Source organism: Paenibacillus tarimensis, from assembly GCF_021532315.1.
Lineage (GTDB): Bacteria > Bacillota > Bacilli > Paenibacillales > Paenibacillaceae > Paenibacillus_I > Paenibacillus_I tarimensis.
This window is the reverse complement of sequence record NZ_JAKGAO010000011.1, coordinates 518,246-534,167: the sequence shown is the minus strand read 5'-3', so window position 1 is coordinate 534,167 and position 15,922 is coordinate 518,246. Positions and strand designations below refer to the sequence as shown.

The following is a 15,922-nucleotide window of genomic DNA, read 5'->3' as shown; positions in this document are numbered from 1 at the left end:
TGTCTAACTGAATGCAAGCTTTTTATTCAAAAAAGTTTATCACCTGCAATCTCAAGAAAAAAAGCCGCATCAGCAGCCCGCTTACAGCTCTCTGATACAGCTTTGCCTATCTTACAGATTCTTAAACACTATATGTCTTGAACGATTGACTGAATATGCAAATTGCGTTCTATCGTCAGATTAACGATTTGGCCATTCACCGAGACCCATGGTCTGGTCGGATGCTGGCGGTCTGAGAAAATAATTTCCCCTGAACGCCCATCACTTAATTGAACAACCATACCGTTGTGAAACTGTGTTGCCTTCTCAATAAATGTTCGGACATAAGCCGGATCCAATTTACCAAACGACTCTACCTGCAGCTGCTCCAATACCTGATAGGGCGAGCTGGATTGCCGGTAGGATCGCTTCAGCGTCATAGCATGGAAAATATCCGCTATAGCGACTATCCTTGCATACGGATGGATACTGTCTCCCCTGATCGCTAGTGGATATCCGCTGCCGTCTATCTTCTCATGATGCTGAAGAGCTGTTAATTTAACACCTTCATTGATTGCCGGCACATTCTTGAGCAGGTTGTACCCGTGAAGAGTGTGCCTTCTCATTTCCTCGGCTTCTTCCTTCGTCAACTCTGTCGGCTTGTACAAAATCGTACGGTCAATCCTGATATTCCCGATATCATGGAACAGCCCGGCCATTGCAATCGGCATCCAGTCCCTTTGTGGAAACTGGCACCACTGTGCCAGCTGATAGGACGTCAACGCAGATAACGCACTGTTGTGAAACATATAGTCGTTATCTTCCGCGACAGTTGGATGGAACGCAAGAACGTTATAATCACCACTGTGCTTAAGAAGCTGCTCCAACTGATTCCGCAGTTCAAGGATGGGGAGACCGACCCCAGACGTATTCGTGGAAAAGATACGCTTAAGCAGCGTGAACATATTGTTATATTCCACTTCAAGATTCGTTAGCGGTCTAGTATCGGAAGACTGCGTCTCCTCCTGCTTAGCCCGGGCAGCCAGTCCTCCTTCACGTGACTCAATAACGACCTCTTGGATCAAAAATGCCTCCAGCACTTCCCGCTCTCGCGGTGTAATGACGACACCCTTGTGCATGAGTGTACTCCCGAGAGGGGTAATCACATCCTGAGCAAGCCGATCCCCTAGCTTAACTTTTGACAATGCGACCGATGTCATGGCCGGCGTTCCCTCCCGATAACTCTGCTCGATATCTATTTGGGGCATGTGGAAATTGATCTTGCTTATGCCAAGCGTTGCTGCAGACCCGGAGGACTATTCGTCCGCCGAATCCCCTTCAACCTCTTCACCCGTTACCGGGATATCCGGCAATTCGCCTTCCGGCAGTTCCTCACCTTCACCATCCGCGTCAAGAACTGGCTCTTCACTGCGCTGCACACGGGTTACCGTCGCTACGGAGTCTTCCTCGCGTATATTGATCAGCCGCACGCCTTGTGTGTTTCTGCCCATGGTGGAGATGCCCGACATACTGGTTCGAATTAAGGTGCCGGACGATGTCATAATCATCAGATCTTCCTCGTTGCTGACGACCTTGAGCGCCACGATACGGCCATTCTTGTCGGTTACATTTAGCGTCTTGATTCCTTTACCGCCGCGTGTCTGAATCCGGTATTCACTCACTGGCGTACGCTTACCGTAACCCTTAGCTGTTACGATCAGCACATCCAGATCCGAGTCCACTACGTCCATATCAATGACTTCATCGCCTTCATCCAATTGAATACCCTTAACGCCAGTGGCCGAACGGCCCATGGAACGGACATCATTCTCAGAGAAGCGGATGGACATTCCAAGACCAGTTCCCATAATAATCTCACGATTACCGTCGGTTAACCGGACGCCGATCAGATCATCATCTTCACGCAAATTAATGGCTATCAAACCGACCTTACGTATATTTGAATAGTCTTCTAGAGGCGTCTTCTTCACGATTCCGAGCTTGGTAGCGAAAATTAAATACTGTTCACCCTCGAAAGACTCGACGGGGATAACCGCATTAACTGTTTCGCCCTGTTCGATCTGCAGCAGGTTAATAATCGGCGTTCCGCGTGCTGTACGGCTTAAGTCCGGAATCTCATAGGTCTTCAGCCGGTAAACCTTACCCTTATCGGTAAAGAACAGCAGATAATGATGGGTGTTCGATACGTAGAGATGTTCCACAAAATCATCGTTCTTCGTATCCATACCAACTACGCCGCGTCCGCCCCTCTTCTGACTGCGGTAAGTGGAGACTGGGAGACGCTTCACATAGCCGCTGTGTGTTATCGTCACAATAACATCTTCACGCGGGATAAGGTCCTCATCCAGAATCTCTTCATCGCTGATTGTAATCTCTGTGCGGCGTTCATCACCGAAGCGCTCCTTAATCTCTTCGAGCTCCTCGCTGATAATGTTCAGCACAAGCTGCTCATCCGCCAAAATCGCCTTATACTCGGCGATCTTCTTCAGAAGCTCAGCGTACTCCGCTTCGATCTTCTCCCGCTCCAATCCTGTAAGACGCTGAAGGCGCATATCCAGAATAGCCTGAGCCTGGTCATGGGTGAGCTCGAAGCGCTCAATCAAGCCCTCACGTGCTTCTTCAGTTGTCCGGGAAGAACGGATCAGGGCAATGACTTCGTCCAAGTGGTCGAGCGCGATACGCAGACCCTCAAGAATATGTGCTCTTGCCTCTGCTTTACGGAGATCATATTCCGTCCGGCGGCGTATAACTTCGATCTGATGCTGCAAATAATGATACAGCACATCCTTCAAATTGAGGATTTTCGGCTCGCCGTTGACCAGTGCCAGCATATTAATCCCGAAATTCGTCTGCATCGGTGTCTGCTTATACAGATTATTCAGCACCACATTCGGGTTAACGTCTCTGCGAAGCTCAATGACGATCCGCATGCCGTTGCGGTCGGATTCATCCCGCAGATCCGTAATACCGTCAATTTTCTTCTCACGTACCAGCTCAGCAATCTTCTCCACGAGTCTGGCCTTAATGACCTGGAATGGGATTTCGTGAACGATAATACGGGCCTTACCGCCATTATCCTCAATCGTCGCACGGGCCCTCATCGTGACAGAGCCGCGTCCGGTCGTATAGGCCTGACGAATTCCTGCATGTCCCATAACATAGCCAGCAGTAGGGAAATCCGGACCTTTTATATAATCCATCAGCTCGAGAGGTGTAATCTCCGGATTGCGAATTACAGCCTGCACACCCTCGATTACCTCTGTCAAATTATGCGGCGGAATATTCGTTGCCATACCAACGGCAATACCGGACACCCCGTTGACCAGAAGATTCGGGAACCGTGCCGGAAGAACGACAGGCTCGTGCTCCTCGCCATCATAGTTTGGTATATAATCAATGGTTTCCTTATTGATATCACGCAGCATTTCCATAGCCATCTTGGACAAGCGGGCTTCGGTATAACGCATGGCTGCGGCAGAGTCTCCGTCAATGGAACCGAAATTGCCGTGTCCGTCGACGAGCATATATCGCAGTGAGAAATCCTGTGCCATCCGTACCATCGATTCATAAACGGCCGAGTCACCGTGGGGATGGTACTTACCGATTACTTCACCGACAATTCTGGCGGACTTCTTGTAAGGTTTATCCGGAGACATACCAAGCTCAGACATCGCAAACAAAATTCTGCGGTGAACCGGCTTAAGTCCATCACGGACATCGGGTAGTGCACGGCTTACTATAATGCTCATGGCATAATCCATGAACGAATCGCGCATTTCCGTGCCGATATCGCGATCTATTATTTGAGAACGTTGTTCTTCCGCCATGCTAAACCTCCTGACATAACTAAAAAAGCACCAAACTATATTATATTACTTTCACGTTTCCAGTACAATTAAACGTTATTGTTTTCACATGCGGTTCAGGCCGCATAGAAATGGGCAAACATGCTGTACCGAGGGCGAGCTATTCGACATATGCTGTTACGAAACACCCCAATATGCGACATTAGTCCCTAATTTTCATTATAGCCCATTCCTTGTCTTTTGTCCGGTCTAAAATTCCATGCGCCGCATCCTTTCTGAAAGGAGATGCCTCTGTTGGCTGTTCAGCGAGTCAAAAGCAAGTTGGCCAAGACCAAAGTGCTTGAGCGGCACTGCTATATACGGGACTTCATTCCCCTGACCAGGAAGCTGTCCAAGGTCACTCTCCATGAAATGCTGACTCAATTTTCCATGGTTTATATCAAGCCTGACATTGGTTCATTCGGTAATGGTGTTATGCGAATTGAACATCAGTCGGATGGATATTATCGCCTGCAGCTTCAGTCCGACGTTTACAGATTCTCTTCCTTCGAAAGCCTATATGAGGGAATCCAGAAGCTCACGGGGGACAAAAAGTATCTCGTTCAACGAGGCATTGAGCTGCTCCGGTATGATGACCGGAGATTTGATCTTCGTGTAATGGTCCAGAAGAATCCACAGGGGAAATGGGAGACAACCGGAATCATTGGGCGGCTTGCCCATCCTGCCAAGGCCGTTACCAATTACCACAGCGGCGGAACGCCGTTATCCTTTGAGCAGCTGACTCAGGGCACTCTTACTCGTGATGAGCAGCAGGCTCTTATCGAGCGTCTAAAGCTAATCGGCGCGGCAGCAGCAAGCGGGCTTCAATGCACTTATTCCAGATTGAGGGAGCTCGGGCTGGATATCGCTATTGATACGGACAAACGTCCCTGGTTGCTGGAAGTGAACACACTCCCTGATCCCTGGATATTCCTTAAGCATGACAATCCTGCTGTATTCCGTAAAATTTATCGTTATGCAGCCGCTTACGGACGCTTTAAACGTTCTGGCAGACGCAGCAAACGGGGTCAGAGATCAGCTAAAATCCGGTTAACCGTATAACACAAAAGCCGTCCCCTTAAAGGGCCGGCTTCGTGTATATTTACAAGTATTTGTATAACCGGACTATACGTCCAGATTCGTTACATACTTTGCGTGCTCCTGAATAAAATCACGGCGCGGTTCAACATTGTCGCCCATCAGAGTGTCGAAAATAGTGTCGGCTATCATGGCATCCTCGATGGTAACCTGCAGCATCGTGCGGCTTTCCGGATCCATTGTCGTCTCCCACAGCTGACCCGCATTCATCTCTCCAAGACCCTTATAGCGCTGCACATTGACCTTTGCGCCTTCGCCAAACTCCGCAATGATCTGATCGCGTTCCTTCTCACTCTGGGCATAGCGGATCGTCTTATTTCGCTCAATCTTAAAGAGCGGCGGCTGCGCAATATAAATATAGCCGGCTTCAACAATTTGACGCATATACCGGTAGAAGAACGTGAGCAGCAGTGTCCGGATATGGGCACCGTCTACGTCTGCGTCGGTCATTATAATGACTTTGTGGTAACGTGCCTTCGCCAGATCAAAGTCATCACTGATACCTGTACCAAGCGCTGTAATGATTGCCCGAATCTCCGCATTGCCGAGAATCCGGTCAAGACGCGCCTTCTCTACGTTGAGGATTTTACCCCGCAGCGGCAGGATCGCCTGAAAATGGCGGTCACGTCCCTGCTTGGCAGAGCCGCCGGCAGAATCACCTTCGACAATGTACAGCTCACTGATTGAAGCATCCTTGGATGAGCAGTCTGCCAGCTTGCCCGGCAGCGCACTGACTTCCAGCGCACTCTTGCGCCGTGTCAGCTCGCGGGCTTTCCTGGCTGCTTCCCGTGCACGCGCAGCCTGGACACCCTTCTCCATAATTTTACGGGAAACTGACGGATTCTCTTCCAGAAACTCCTGTAGCTTCTCGGCAAAGAATGACTCGACAATACCACGAACTTCACTGTTGCCAAGCTTGGTCTTCGTCTGCCCTTCGAACTGCGGCTCCGGAATCTTCACGGAAATAATCGCCGTCAAGCCCTCACGCACATCATCGCCCGACAAATTAGAGTCATTGTCCTTGATGAAACCTGATTTACGGGCATAATCATTGATGATCCGGGTGAGTGCACTCTTAAAGCCGGACTCGTGCGTGCCGCCTTCATGCGTATTGATATTATTTGCAAAAGAATAAATGTTTTCGGTGTAGCTGTCGTTATACTGGAGCGCTATTTCCACTTGGATGTGATCCTTGGAGCCCTCCACGTAGATTGGAGTTTCATGCAGCGCTTCCCGGTTACGGTTCAAGTACTTAACGAATTCGTTAATCCCGCCGTCATACTTGTAGGTATTAGTCGTTCCGGTACGTTCGTCCGTCAGAACAATTTCGATTCCTCTGTTCAGGAACGCGAGCTCCCGGATTCTGGACTGCAGAATATCATAATCATAGACGGTCGTCTCTGTAAAAATCTCTTCATCCGGTTTGAAGGTAACGGTTGTCCCTGTTACATCAGATTCCCCCACTACCCGGATATCATGCTGAGGAACACCACGGCGATAAGACTGCTCGTAAACATTACCATCGCGTCTAACCTGCACGGTAACCCATTCCGAGAGAGCGTTCACCACGGAAATGCCGACGCCGTGAAGACCGCCGGACACTTTATAGCCGGAATCGTCGCCGCCGAACTTGCCCCCGGCGTGAAGTACGGTAAGAACGACTTCAAGTGTCGATTTCTTCAGCTTTGTATTTTCCCCGACCGGTATTCCCCGGCCGTTGTCAATGACGGTAATGCTGTTGTCTTCCCGAATGATGACTTCAATCCTGCTGCAGTAACCTGCAAGCGCCTCGTCTATACTGTTATCCACGACTTCCCAGACCAGGTGATGAAGCCCCTTGCTGCTGGTTGACCCGATATACATGCCGGGACGTTTACGTACCGCTTCCAAACCTTCAAGAACCTGAATCTGACTCTCATCGTACGCTTGCTGATTCAAGGTCATGCCTAACTCACTGCTCCTCTCAACTGCGTGCTGCTTCTGTATAAAACACGATGATGGTATAAATAATTTATATGGCAGGTCACATATCGGAAAACTGATGCGCCCGCTTCTTCAGCGTGGATGACGAAATAGGCGAGTAGTAGACCCGCTGTCCGGTAATGACAATGGATTTCGGCTCTTCCTCGCCAATAACCTCCACATCCTTGCGCTTCGTTGCATGCGTTACGAACTGCTTGGAAATTTTGGATGACTGCTCGATGGATATATCAAAAATCGCCACTAATTCGGCTGCGCGTACGATCTTCTCCCCGCCCAGATGGATATACATGACACCCGTCCCTTCTTCCGCTCTGCCGCCAAACGAACTACCGCATGACGCTTCCTTCCTTCACATGATAGAGACTGGCATCCTGCAGCTTGGCAATATCGACGCTTTCAAGCCCGGTCGTTGTAATAAATGTCTGTACCTTGCTCTGAAAGGTTTCGATCAGCTGAGTCTGCCGGTTCCGGTCCAGTTCAGACAGAACATCATCCAGCAGAAGCACAGGATACTCCCCAATCTCTTCGCGAATCAGCTCGATTTCGGCCAGCTTGAGCGACAATGCGGTCGTCCGCTGCTGCCCCTGAGATCCGTAGGTCTGGGCTTCCTTCCCGTTGATATAGAAGGCCAGATCGTCCCTATGCGGGCCTGCAAGCGTCATTCCACGCCGTAATTCCTGCTCTTTCACTTGTGATAACTTTATCATAAATTGCTCAAATAAAACAGATTCTTCTTCCGACGCGGCCGCTTCGAAGGAAGGCTTGTACTGTACCTCCAGCTGCTCGGTTCCCGCCGTAATACCGGCATGAATCGTCTCCGCCCATTTTTGCAGCCGTTTTATAAAGTTTTGCCTTTTTTTTATGATTTTAACACCATACTCAACAAGCTGGGCATTCCAGATGTCCAGCATAGCCTGCTGGGCGCCGCCCGGGTAAGCGGATTTGAGATAGTTGTTGCGCTGGACGAGCACTTTGGCATACTGCTGCAGGGTATGCAAATAACCGGGCTGTACCTGTCCGATTTCCATGTCCAGAAACCGTCTGCGTATGCCCGGTGTTCCTTTTACGATTTCGAGATCCTCCGGTGCGAACATCACGACATTAAGCGTACCGACAAAATCGCTCAGCTTGCGCTGCTCAAGTCCGTTAATCTTCGCCTTCTTGCCTTGGCCCGAGAAAGCAAGCTCAAGCTTGACCGTTCCATATTTGCGCTCGGCTTCTCCTACGATCCGTGCCGTATCCGACTGCCAGCCGATCAGTTCCTTGTCCTTGGAGGTGCGATGGGACTTGGACAGGGCAAGGACGAATATTGCCTCAAGTAGATTCGTCTTGCCCTGTGCATTGGGTCCGATAAAGATATTCACCTGACTGTCGGTTTGAAGCTCAACCCGTTCATAGTTCCGGTAATGCTGCAGTTCAATGGATTTTAAAAACAAGGATGCGTCCTCCTGATCTGTAACACGGCGCAGCGTTAACGTATCACTGTTCCTTTTGCATTACGTGATTTACACGACTTTAAACGAGCCGCATCCTTCCACAACAACCGTATCACCGGGATACAGCTTGCGGCCCCGCCGGTTATCCGGTTCTCCGTTGATAAGAATTTCATTTTCCTGGAGAAAGAACTTGGCTTGTCCGCCCGTGCCTATACAATCTGCGATCTTCAGGAATTGTCCCAATGTAATATACGCTGTTGTAATCGTCACTTCTTTCACTGTCTGCACACCCCTTCCCCACTGTTCTGCCATCATTGTTCCCCAAAGGAGGGCTGTTTGGTCAGCTTGTAGTCCGGTAAGGGAGAATAATATGCAGATTATGCGAATGGTCGGTCGGCTTCAAGATGATCGGACTCATCGCTCCGTTGAAGCCGATAGAAATTTGCTCACTGTCAATAACTTTTAGAGCATCAAGCATATATTTGGAGTTAAAGGCAATACGCAGCGGATCGCCGTTGAAGGCTATTACATTCAGCTGCTCGGTTACTTTGCCAAGCTCGGATGAGCTCGATGACACTTCGATTGTCCCATCCTCCATCGTTATAAGACGAACGATATTCGTTTTCTCTTCCCGCGACATCAGATACGCCCGGTCGATGGCATCCGTCAAATTTTTTGTTTCCAGGATCAGTTCTGTTTTGAACTGCTGCGGAATAATCTTAGAAGTATCCGGATAAGTGCCGTCGAGCACACGCGAGAAGAACAGCACTTGTCCCACTTTAAACAGCACTTGGTTGTCAGCGACCACGATTTCGACTTTTTCGGAGGAATCAGGCACCAGCCTGGACAACTCGTTCAGCGTTTTGGCCGCAATGACGATGTTATTGAAACGGTAGCCTTCGGCAGTCTCAATATTCGCAGTCCGGCTGGACAAGCGGTGACGGTCAGTCGCTACTAATTTGAATTCGCCATCCTGCAGGTTCCACAGAAGACCGGTCAAAATAGGGGTCTGCTCGCTTGTTGAAGCCGCGAAAACCGTCTGGCGGATCATCGATTTGAGAAGGTCACCCGCCACGTAGAGCGATTCATTCTCTTCGATCGACGGAAGAACCGGAAACTCCTCGGCATCAAGCCCTACCATCTGGATATCGGTTGAACCGGAACGAACGGATATTTGCAGCTGCTCCTTAACTTCTATTTCAACCTCGTTTGCGGGAAGCTTCTTCACGATCTCTACAAAGAATTTAGCCGGCAGCACAATGCTTCCGGGCTTTGAAACCTGAACGACCGTCTTATTGCCTTGCTCAGATGGAATAAAGCTTTGAATCGAGATATCGGTATCGCTGGCGGTTAATGTAACACCTTGATGGGTAACGTCAAATTTGATGCCGCCAAGAATCGGAATAGCCGGTCTTGAAGAAACAGCTTTGGAAACCTGCTGGATGGCGTCATTAAGTTCATTTTTGGCGATGGTTAACTTCATGATTTCACTCCTATAACGAAAACTCGGGTAAACCGGCGAGGGTTCGGAATCCGCTCAGACACCGTTCTACATGATGATATATATAATAACATTTTTTGTAGTAGCAGTAGTAGGGGCACTGAATATGTGGATAACCGCGAATAACACCGATAAAAGAAGCCTATCCACATGTGTATAGCGTGTGCATAGGCTTCCATACTGTTCACAACCGGTTACGAACCATTTTTTATTTTGTCGGTTAGGGTCTGAATGATCTTGTAGAGCTCCTGATCTTTTTCTACCTGCTGCGTAATCTTGTCATGGGCATGAATAACGGTTGTATGGTCACGTCCGCCGAATGCCTCACCAATCTTGGGGAGAGAATAGTCGGTCATCTCCCTGGAGAGGTACATTGCGATTTGCCGCGGGAAGGCTACAGCCTTGGTCCGCTTGCGTGCTTTGAATTCCTCGAGCTTCAGTCCGAAGTATTCGCCAACCCGCTGCTGGATATCCTGGATGGTGATCATCTTGGGCCGGCCTGATGGAATGATATCCTTGAGCGCTTCAGCTGCCAGATGAGAGGATATATCCTGATTGATTAGCGAGGAGTAGGCAACAACGCGAATTAATGCGCCCTCCAGCTCCCGTATGTTTGTATCAATCTGGTTCGCTATATAAACCATTGCCTCGTTCGGGATATCAAGATTCTCAGCCTTCGCCTTCTTCCGCAGGATGGCAATCCGAGTCTCCAGATCAGGCGGCTGGATGTCGGTAATCAGCCCCCACTCAAACCGGGAACGAAGCCTTTCCTCAAGGGTCGGGATCTCCTTTGGAGGCCGGTCACTTGAGATAATGATCTGCTTGCGTTCTTCATGAAGCGCGTTAAAGGTATGGAAAAACTCTTCCTGGGTCTGCTCCTTACCGGCCAGAAACTGAATATCGTCAATGAGCAGAATATCAATATTCCGGTATTTGATCCGGAAGCTTTCGCCGCGATTATCCCGGATGGCATTAATGAACTCGTTCGTAAACTTCTCCGAGGAGATATAGAGTACGCGTGTATTCGGATTATGTTCAAGAATATAGTGGCCGATGGCATGCATCAGATGTGTCTTCCCAAGCCCCACGCCGCCGTATAGGAACAAGGGGTTATATGCTTTGGCCGGCGCCTCTGCAACAGCAAGCGAAGCAGCATGAGCAAACCGGTTATTGGCTCCAATGACGAAGGTATCAAAGGTATATTTGGGATTAAGCATATGGGAGAAGGACTCTTCATGGACGACCGGCTGGGGAGCGGCTGCCTGGTTCGGTGCAGGGGCCGGCTCTGGCGGTTTGTTCTCTTCAATGATGAATTTAATATCAACCTGGCGCCCCAGATAATCCGTTAGCGTTGTCCTCACAAGCTTCGTATACCGGCTTTCCAGCCATTCTACCGCAAATGTCGTGGGTGCTGTAATCAGAACCATATCGTCAGATGCGAAAGAAGCCTTCGTCGCCTTAAACCAGGTGTCGAAGCTCGGCTTGCTTAATTTGGTTTTTATAATAGACAGGACTTCCTGCCATGTTGCCTGGCTATAGCTATCCACAGACTGTCACTCCTTAACCGTTGTTACAGCAAGAGAATTCAGCCGCTTCCAACGGTCTTGGCAAGCGACGAAAAAGGGTTGCGCCGCAGATTGAGCTGCGGTGAACCCATTATAGAAAAAAAGTACCATGCACAGAAAAAAGGCATCAGAAAATGGAGGCTGCTGCATGCTGCTGGTGAACAGCGGCCCTGAACGAATGTGCATGTGTTTGTCGAATAAGCTGGAAGTGCGGCGGAATTATCCACACTATACACGATAACAGTTGAGAAGTTATCAAAAGGGGATAAAACTTGTTCACAAAGTTATCCACAGGCTGTTGATAATATTGGGGATGATATGGATTCATCCACATCGAAAACAAGACTATCATAGCAAAAGACGCCCGTGATTTCAACGTAAATCAATAATTTATCCACATTTACAACTGGTTGTGCATAAAACTTATGGACAACACTAGATATTGTTTATAATTTGTTAATGGTTCGACAAAAACTGCTCACAGCCCTCAAAACTTATTCACATGTTATCAATTTTGAGTGGGCCTTATCCTTATCCGGTTATCAACAGGCAGGACGGGGCCAGGCAATTTTACGTAGAAGCGATTTTCACAGCCGGATTGAGTCAGGATTGACTTTTACCATAGGGTGTGATTTAATTGAAAAGGCGTTTTTTGAAAGCAGACACAGATAAAGTAGTATGATTCATTTAAAATGCTGATGCAGTATTTAAATAGATCGGAACCAGGAGGTGCAAAATCATGAGACCGACATTTAAACCGAATGTAAGCAAGCGTAAAAAAGTTCACGGCTTCCGCAAGCGGATGGCTACGAAGAATGGCCGCAAAGTACTGAGTGCCCGCCGTCAAAAGGGTAGAAAAGTATTGAGTGCGTAACCAAAAGACCACGTGCGGTGGTCTTTTTTTTTCGGTTTTGGAACATACTTCATTAATAAAAAGGAAAGTTCGGTGGGCTTGCGTCTATGCAAAGAAAGCTTCGTTTGCGGAACCGGAGCGATTTTTCGCGTATTTATAAGTGGGGAAAATCGTTTGCGAACGGTCAATTTGTTGTGTACTGGTCGAAGCGGCCCGCGACGGAGCAATTCCGGATGGGCGTGTCGGTCAGCAAGAAGCTTGGCAACGCGGTTGTGCGGAACCGGCTTCGAAGGGTAGTGAAGGAATTGGTTAGGCTGAACGCACCGCTTATTGCGGAGCATACGGATTTTATTCTTATCGTCCGCAAGCCTGCCGTTGCGATGAAGACCAAGGAGCTGGAGAAAAGCATGCTTCATGTGCTCCGTAAAGCGGGATTACTTAAGCCCCGGCCGGATCGGTGAAAGCGCTGGCTTCGCCCGTCCGGGGCTGTTTCCTTGCGGATTGAATTATGGTATAGTTTTCTAGAATGCTTGTCTCAGCAGAGGGGAGTTTTGATGTTGTTTCGTAATAAGAAATTGTGGCTTGTTTTAGGCCTTATCGGGCTTATGGCTGTATTGTCAGGCTGTGCGCCGACAGACCATACGACCACGACCGAGGATTTGCTGAAGGGCAACTTCTGGGAGAAGAACGTTGTTTACTGGTTTGCACTGATGCTTGATACGTTCGCCGAGTGGTTCACGGGCTCGTATGGACTATCGATTCTGCTGCTGACGATCATCGTCCGTACCCTGATTTTGCCGCTTACGCTGAAGCAGTACCGCAGTTCGAAGGCGATGCAGGCGATTCAGCCTGAGATGCAGAAGATCCGCCAGAAGTTCAAGGATAATCCTCAGAAGCAGCAGGAAGAGACAATGAAGCTGTTCCAGCAGCATCAGATCAATCCGCTGGCTGGCTGTCTGCCGCTGCTGATTCAAATGCCGATTTTCATCGCACTTTACAATGCCATCTACTGGAACCCGGATATTCGTACCCATGAATTCCTATGGCTTCAGCTTGGTGAGAAGGATCCGTATTATATCCTGCCGATTATAGCGGCGATTACGACATTCATCCAGTCAAAGATGATGCCGCAGCAGCCGAATAATCCCATGCAGGCGATTCTGCTTATTTTCCCGGTATTGATTTTCGTCATGGCGATGTCATTCCCGGCAGCACTTCCGCTTTACTGGATCTACAGCAACATCTATACGATTATTCAAAACTATTTCCTCTACGTTCGTTCATCCGACAAGGGTAAGGAGGCCCCTGCGAAATGAAGAAAATCGTAGCATCGGGAAAGACGATTGAAGAAGCTGTAAGAAACGGTTTGGCTGAGCTGCAGGTTACGGAAGAACGGGTGAAGGTAACGGTTACTGAACAGCCCTCCAGGGGGTTGTTTGGATTAATCGGTACAAGGGAAGCGAAGGTAGAACTGGAGCTTCTGCCCGAACCGGTTGACCCTGTAGGTGAAACGGAACAATTTCTACATGAAGTGGCCGAGGCTATGGGCCTTCAGGTAGATATTAACCGGCTGACAACCAGGGAAGGTATTCAGCTCAATATCTCCGGTACCGGAGATATCGGTATGCTGATCGGACGCAGAGGCCAGACGCTAGATGCCCTGCAGTACCTGGCTAATATTGTCGCAAACCGCCATTCAGACAGTTTTGTAAGAATCGTCCTTGATGCTGAGGATTTTCGGGAACGCAGACGCAAGACACTGGCGGAATTGTCCGACCGTCTTGCAGGGAAGGTTATACGATCGAAGCAAGAGATAGTATTGGAACCGATGACTGCACAGGACCGCAAGGTTATACATTACCAGCTGCAGAATCATCCGAAGGTGAAGACGTACAGTAAGGGAGACGAGCCTAATCGGCGAATCGTCATTACCCCTCGATAGATGAATAGAAGTTGGTATGCTCGGCAATGGCTCCTACCAAGAGGCATTGCCTTTTTTTGAAGGTGTTTCTGTCGAAAAATAAATATCCACATGTGGATAACGGTATGATGACAGGTGCTGCATTTTGCATAATCAGCTTTATTAGAACTGTGAACAATTACGAAGGAAATGCTAATCATAATCCACAGGGGGATAACTGGCACCCGGCAGTCGACCTGACCAAGGGTTAACGGTTATACTGGAGGAGTTGAAACGTACATGAATATGGATACGATTGCCGCGATCTCGACAGCTGTCGGTGAAAGCGGCATTGCCGTCATACGGGTGAGCGGAGCTGATGCTGTGAAGGCAACGGCGCCTTTGTTCCGATCTAGGGTGGATCTAAACGAGGCAGCTACCCATACAGTAAACTATGGTCATATTATTGATCCGGACACTGGTGAGGTTATGGAGGAATCACTTGTTACGGTCATGAGGGGGCCGCGATCCTTTACAGCTGAAGACGTGGTGGAAATCAGCACGCACGGGGGGATCGTGGCCGTTAAGCGTGTCATGGAACTGCTGCTGAGACGTGGAACGATCCGTCTGGCTGAGCCGGGAGAGTTTACGAAACGGGCTTTCCTGAACGGCCGTATTGATCTGACGCAGGCTGAAGCTGTGATGGACTTAATCAGATCTAAGTCGGATCGCGCTTTTTCCATAGCATTAAAGCAGGCAGAAGGTTCACTGTCCAAGAAAATCAAGTTATTGCGTCACCAGTTGATTGAGCTGCTTGCTCATATTGAGGTGAATATTGATTATCCGGAGCATGACGTAACCGAGATGAGCAATGCATTCATTCGGGACCAGAGCATGGAGGTTATTGCTGAGATCATACAGCTGCTTCGTACGGCAAGTGAAGGCAAGATTTTGCGGGAGGGTATTGTGACGGCAATTGTCGGCAGGCCGAATGTAGGCAAGTCATCTCTGCTGAATGCCTTATCCCAGAGCAATAAAGCGATCGTGACGGATATACCGGGAACAACCCGGGATGTGATAGAGGAATTTGTTACGGTAAAGGGGATTCCCCTAAGACTGCTGGATACAGCGGGAATTCGGGAGACCTCTGATTTAGTGGAACGGATTGGAGTGGAGCGTTCCCGCACTGCATTAGGTGAGGCGGATCTCATTATGTTAGTGTTGAACAATGCAGAGCCGCTGCATGAGGATGAGAAGGAGCTGCTAAAGCAGCTGAGCGGCCGGCAGATGATCGTCATTTTGAACAAGACGGACCTTCCGACTCAGCTTAGTGATGAAGAGCTTATCGAGCTGGTCCCCGAACAGGCCATTGTACGGATGTCAGTGGCGGAGGAAAGAGGTATGGATCAGCTGGAGGAAGCAATTGCTTCCATGTTCTTCTCCGGCAAGCTGGAATCCGCCGATATGACCTACGTATCGAATGTGAGGCATATTGCTCTTCTTAAGCAGGCGATGCGTTCTCTTGAGGATGCCATCGAGGCGACAGAATCCGGCATCCCGATTGATATTGTGCAAATCGATGTCCGTACAGCTTGGGAGCTTCTTGGCGAAATTACTGGTGATAGCGCGGGTGATTCACTTATTGATCAGATTTTTTCGCAGTTCTGTCTAGGTAAATAATATGCAAAAATAATGATGGCAATTCGAGTCGGATTCTTGATGAAATTAAGAGATTATGCAG

14 protein-coding genes are annotated in these 15,922 nt (G+C 49.0%); 6 read left to right on the top strand and 8 right to left on the bottom strand.

Annotated elements, in window-relative coordinates; genetic code table 11:
• Positions 1 to 128: 128 nt before the first annotated feature.
• The gene (locus L1N82_RS13115) at positions 129 to 1,247 is read right to left on the bottom strand and encodes an HD-GYP domain-containing protein (protein ID WP_328284483.1); all 1,119 of its coding nucleotides are present in this window, start codon (positions 1,245 to 1,247) and stop codon (positions 129 to 131) included.
• A gap of 48 nt (positions 1,248 to 1,295) precedes the next feature.
• Positions 1,296 to 3,827, bottom strand: coding sequence for a DNA gyrase subunit A (gyrA, locus tag L1N82_RS13110; protein ID WP_235287819.1), 2,532 nt, complete (start codon positions 3,825 to 3,827; stop codon positions 1,296 to 1,298).
• 273 nt (positions 3,828 to 4,100) lie between these two features.
• Here gyrA and L1N82_RS13105 point away from each other — a divergent pair, with 273 nt between their 5' ends.
• The gene (locus tag L1N82_RS13105) at positions 4,101 to 4,907 is read left to right on the top strand and encodes a YheC/YheD family protein (RefSeq protein ID WP_235287818.1); all 807 of its coding nucleotides are present in this window, start codon (positions 4,101 to 4,103) and stop codon (positions 4,905 to 4,907) included.
• 63 nt (positions 4,908 to 4,970) lie between these two features.
• Here L1N82_RS13105 and gyrB read toward each other — a convergent pair whose 3' ends face one another.
• The 6 genes from gyrB to dnaA all read right to left on the bottom strand — a co-directional run bounded on the left by gyrB (position 4,971) and on the right by dnaA (position 11,410).
• Entirely contained in the window at positions 4,971 to 6,887 is a 1,917-nt protein-coding gene (gene gyrB, locus L1N82_RS13100) for a DNA topoisomerase (ATP-hydrolyzing) subunit B (protein WP_235287817.1), read from the bottom strand.
• Between the two features lie 79 nt (positions 6,888 to 6,966).
• Positions 6,967 to 7,215 (bottom strand): extracellular matrix regulator RemB, encoded by a 249-nt coding sequence (remB, locus tag L1N82_RS13095; protein WP_111146039.1) that lies wholly within the window; start codon positions 7,213 to 7,215, stop codon positions 6,967 to 6,969.
• Between the two features lie 37 nt (positions 7,216 to 7,252).
• Positions 7,253 to 8,362 carry a DNA replication/repair protein RecF gene (gene recF, locus L1N82_RS13090; protein WP_235287816.1) on the bottom strand — a complete coding sequence of 370 codons (1,110 nt, stop codon included), beginning with the start codon at positions 8,360 to 8,362 and terminating at the stop codon, positions 7,253 to 7,255.
• A gap of 69 nt (positions 8,363 to 8,431) precedes the next feature.
• Positions 8,432 to 8,641 carry a S4 domain-containing protein YaaA gene (gene yaaA, locus L1N82_RS13085; protein ID WP_328284484.1) on the bottom strand — a complete coding sequence of 70 codons (210 nt, stop codon included), beginning with the start codon at positions 8,639 to 8,641 and terminating at the stop codon, positions 8,432 to 8,434.
• Positions 8,642 to 8,702: 61 nt separating this feature from the next.
• Positions 8,703 to 9,845 (bottom strand): DNA polymerase III subunit beta, encoded by a 1,143-nt coding sequence (gene dnaN / locus L1N82_RS13080; protein ID WP_235287814.1) that lies wholly within the window; start codon positions 9,843 to 9,845, stop codon positions 8,703 to 8,705.
• A 212-nt stretch (positions 9,846 to 10,057) separates the two neighbouring features.
• Complete coding sequence (dnaA, locus tag L1N82_RS13075; RefSeq protein ID WP_235287813.1) at positions 10,058 to 11,410, bottom strand: chromosomal replication initiator protein DnaA; 1,353 nt, start codon at positions 11,408 to 11,410, stop codon at positions 10,058 to 10,060.
• A gap of 757 nt (positions 11,411 to 12,167) precedes the next feature.
• On the opposite strand from dnaA, the gene rpmH reads away from it, so the two are divergent.
• The 5 genes from rpmH (at position 12,168) to mnmE (ending at position 15,861) form a co-directional block, all read left to right on the top strand.
• On the top strand, positions 12,168 to 12,302 hold the full coding sequence (gene rpmH, locus L1N82_RS13070) for a 50S ribosomal protein L34 (RefSeq protein WP_111146035.1): 135 nt from the start codon (positions 12,168 to 12,170) through the stop codon (positions 12,300 to 12,302).
• An 86-nt stretch (positions 12,303 to 12,388) separates the two neighbouring features.
• A complete protein-coding gene (rnpA, locus tag L1N82_RS13065; RefSeq protein ID WP_235287812.1) occupies positions 12,389 to 12,742 on the top strand; it encodes a ribonuclease P protein component in 354 nt (117 codons plus the stop codon).
• Between the two features lie 93 nt (positions 12,743 to 12,835).
• On the top strand, positions 12,836 to 13,597 hold the full coding sequence (locus L1N82_RS13060) for a YidC/Oxa1 family membrane protein insertase (protein ID WP_235287811.1): 762 nt from the start codon (positions 12,836 to 12,838) through the stop codon (positions 13,595 to 13,597).
• Positions 13,594 to 14,223: an RNA-binding cell elongation regulator Jag/EloR gene (gene jag, locus L1N82_RS13055; RefSeq protein WP_235287810.1), complete on the top strand. Its 630-nt coding sequence runs from the start codon at positions 13,594 to 13,596 to the stop codon at positions 14,221 to 14,223. The genes L1N82_RS13060 and jag overlap by 4 nt, the downstream gene beginning before the upstream one ends.
• A gap of 258 nt (positions 14,224 to 14,481) precedes the next feature.
• Complete coding sequence (mnmE, locus tag L1N82_RS13050; RefSeq protein WP_235287809.1) at positions 14,482 to 15,861, top strand: tRNA uridine-5-carboxymethylaminomethyl(34) synthesis GTPase MnmE; 1,380 nt, start codon at positions 14,482 to 14,484, stop codon at positions 15,859 to 15,861.
• Positions 15,862 to 15,922 lie beyond the last annotated feature (61 nt).

Coding starts and splice junctions, on each gene's coding strand:
- L1N82_RS13115 (WP_328284483.1), bottom strand. CDS start 1,247: ATGCCCCAAATAGATATCGAGCAGAGTTATCGGGAGGGAACGCCGGCC.
- gyrA (WP_235287819.1), bottom strand. CDS start 3,827: ATGGCGGAAGAACAACGTTCTCAAATAATAGATCGCGATATCGGCACG.
- gyrB (WP_235287817.1), bottom strand. CDS start 6,887: ATGACCTTGAATCAGCAAGCGTACGATGAGAGTCAGATTCAGGTTCTT.
- remB (WP_111146039.1), bottom strand. CDS start 7,215: ATGTATATCCATCTGGGCGGGGAGAAGATCGTACGCGCAGCCGAATTA.
- dnaN (WP_235287814.1), bottom strand. CDS start 9,845: ATGAAGTTAACCATCGCCAAAAATGAACTTAATGACGCCATCCAGCAG.
- rpmH (WP_111146035.1), top strand. CDS start 12,168: ATGAGACCGACATTTAAACCGAATGTAAGCAAGCGTAAAAAAGTTCAC.
- rnpA (WP_235287812.1), top strand. CDS start 12,389: ATGCAAAGAAAGCTTCGTTTGCGGAACCGGAGCGATTTTTCGCGTATT.
- L1N82_RS13060 (WP_235287811.1), top strand. CDS start 12,836: ATGTTGTTTCGTAATAAGAAATTGTGGCTTGTTTTAGGCCTTATCGGG.
- jag (WP_235287810.1), top strand. CDS start 13,594: ATGAAGAAAATCGTAGCATCGGGAAAGACGATTGAAGAAGCTGTAAGA.
- mnmE (WP_235287809.1), top strand. CDS start 14,482: ATGAATATGGATACGATTGCCGCGATCTCGACAGCTGTCGGTGAAAGC.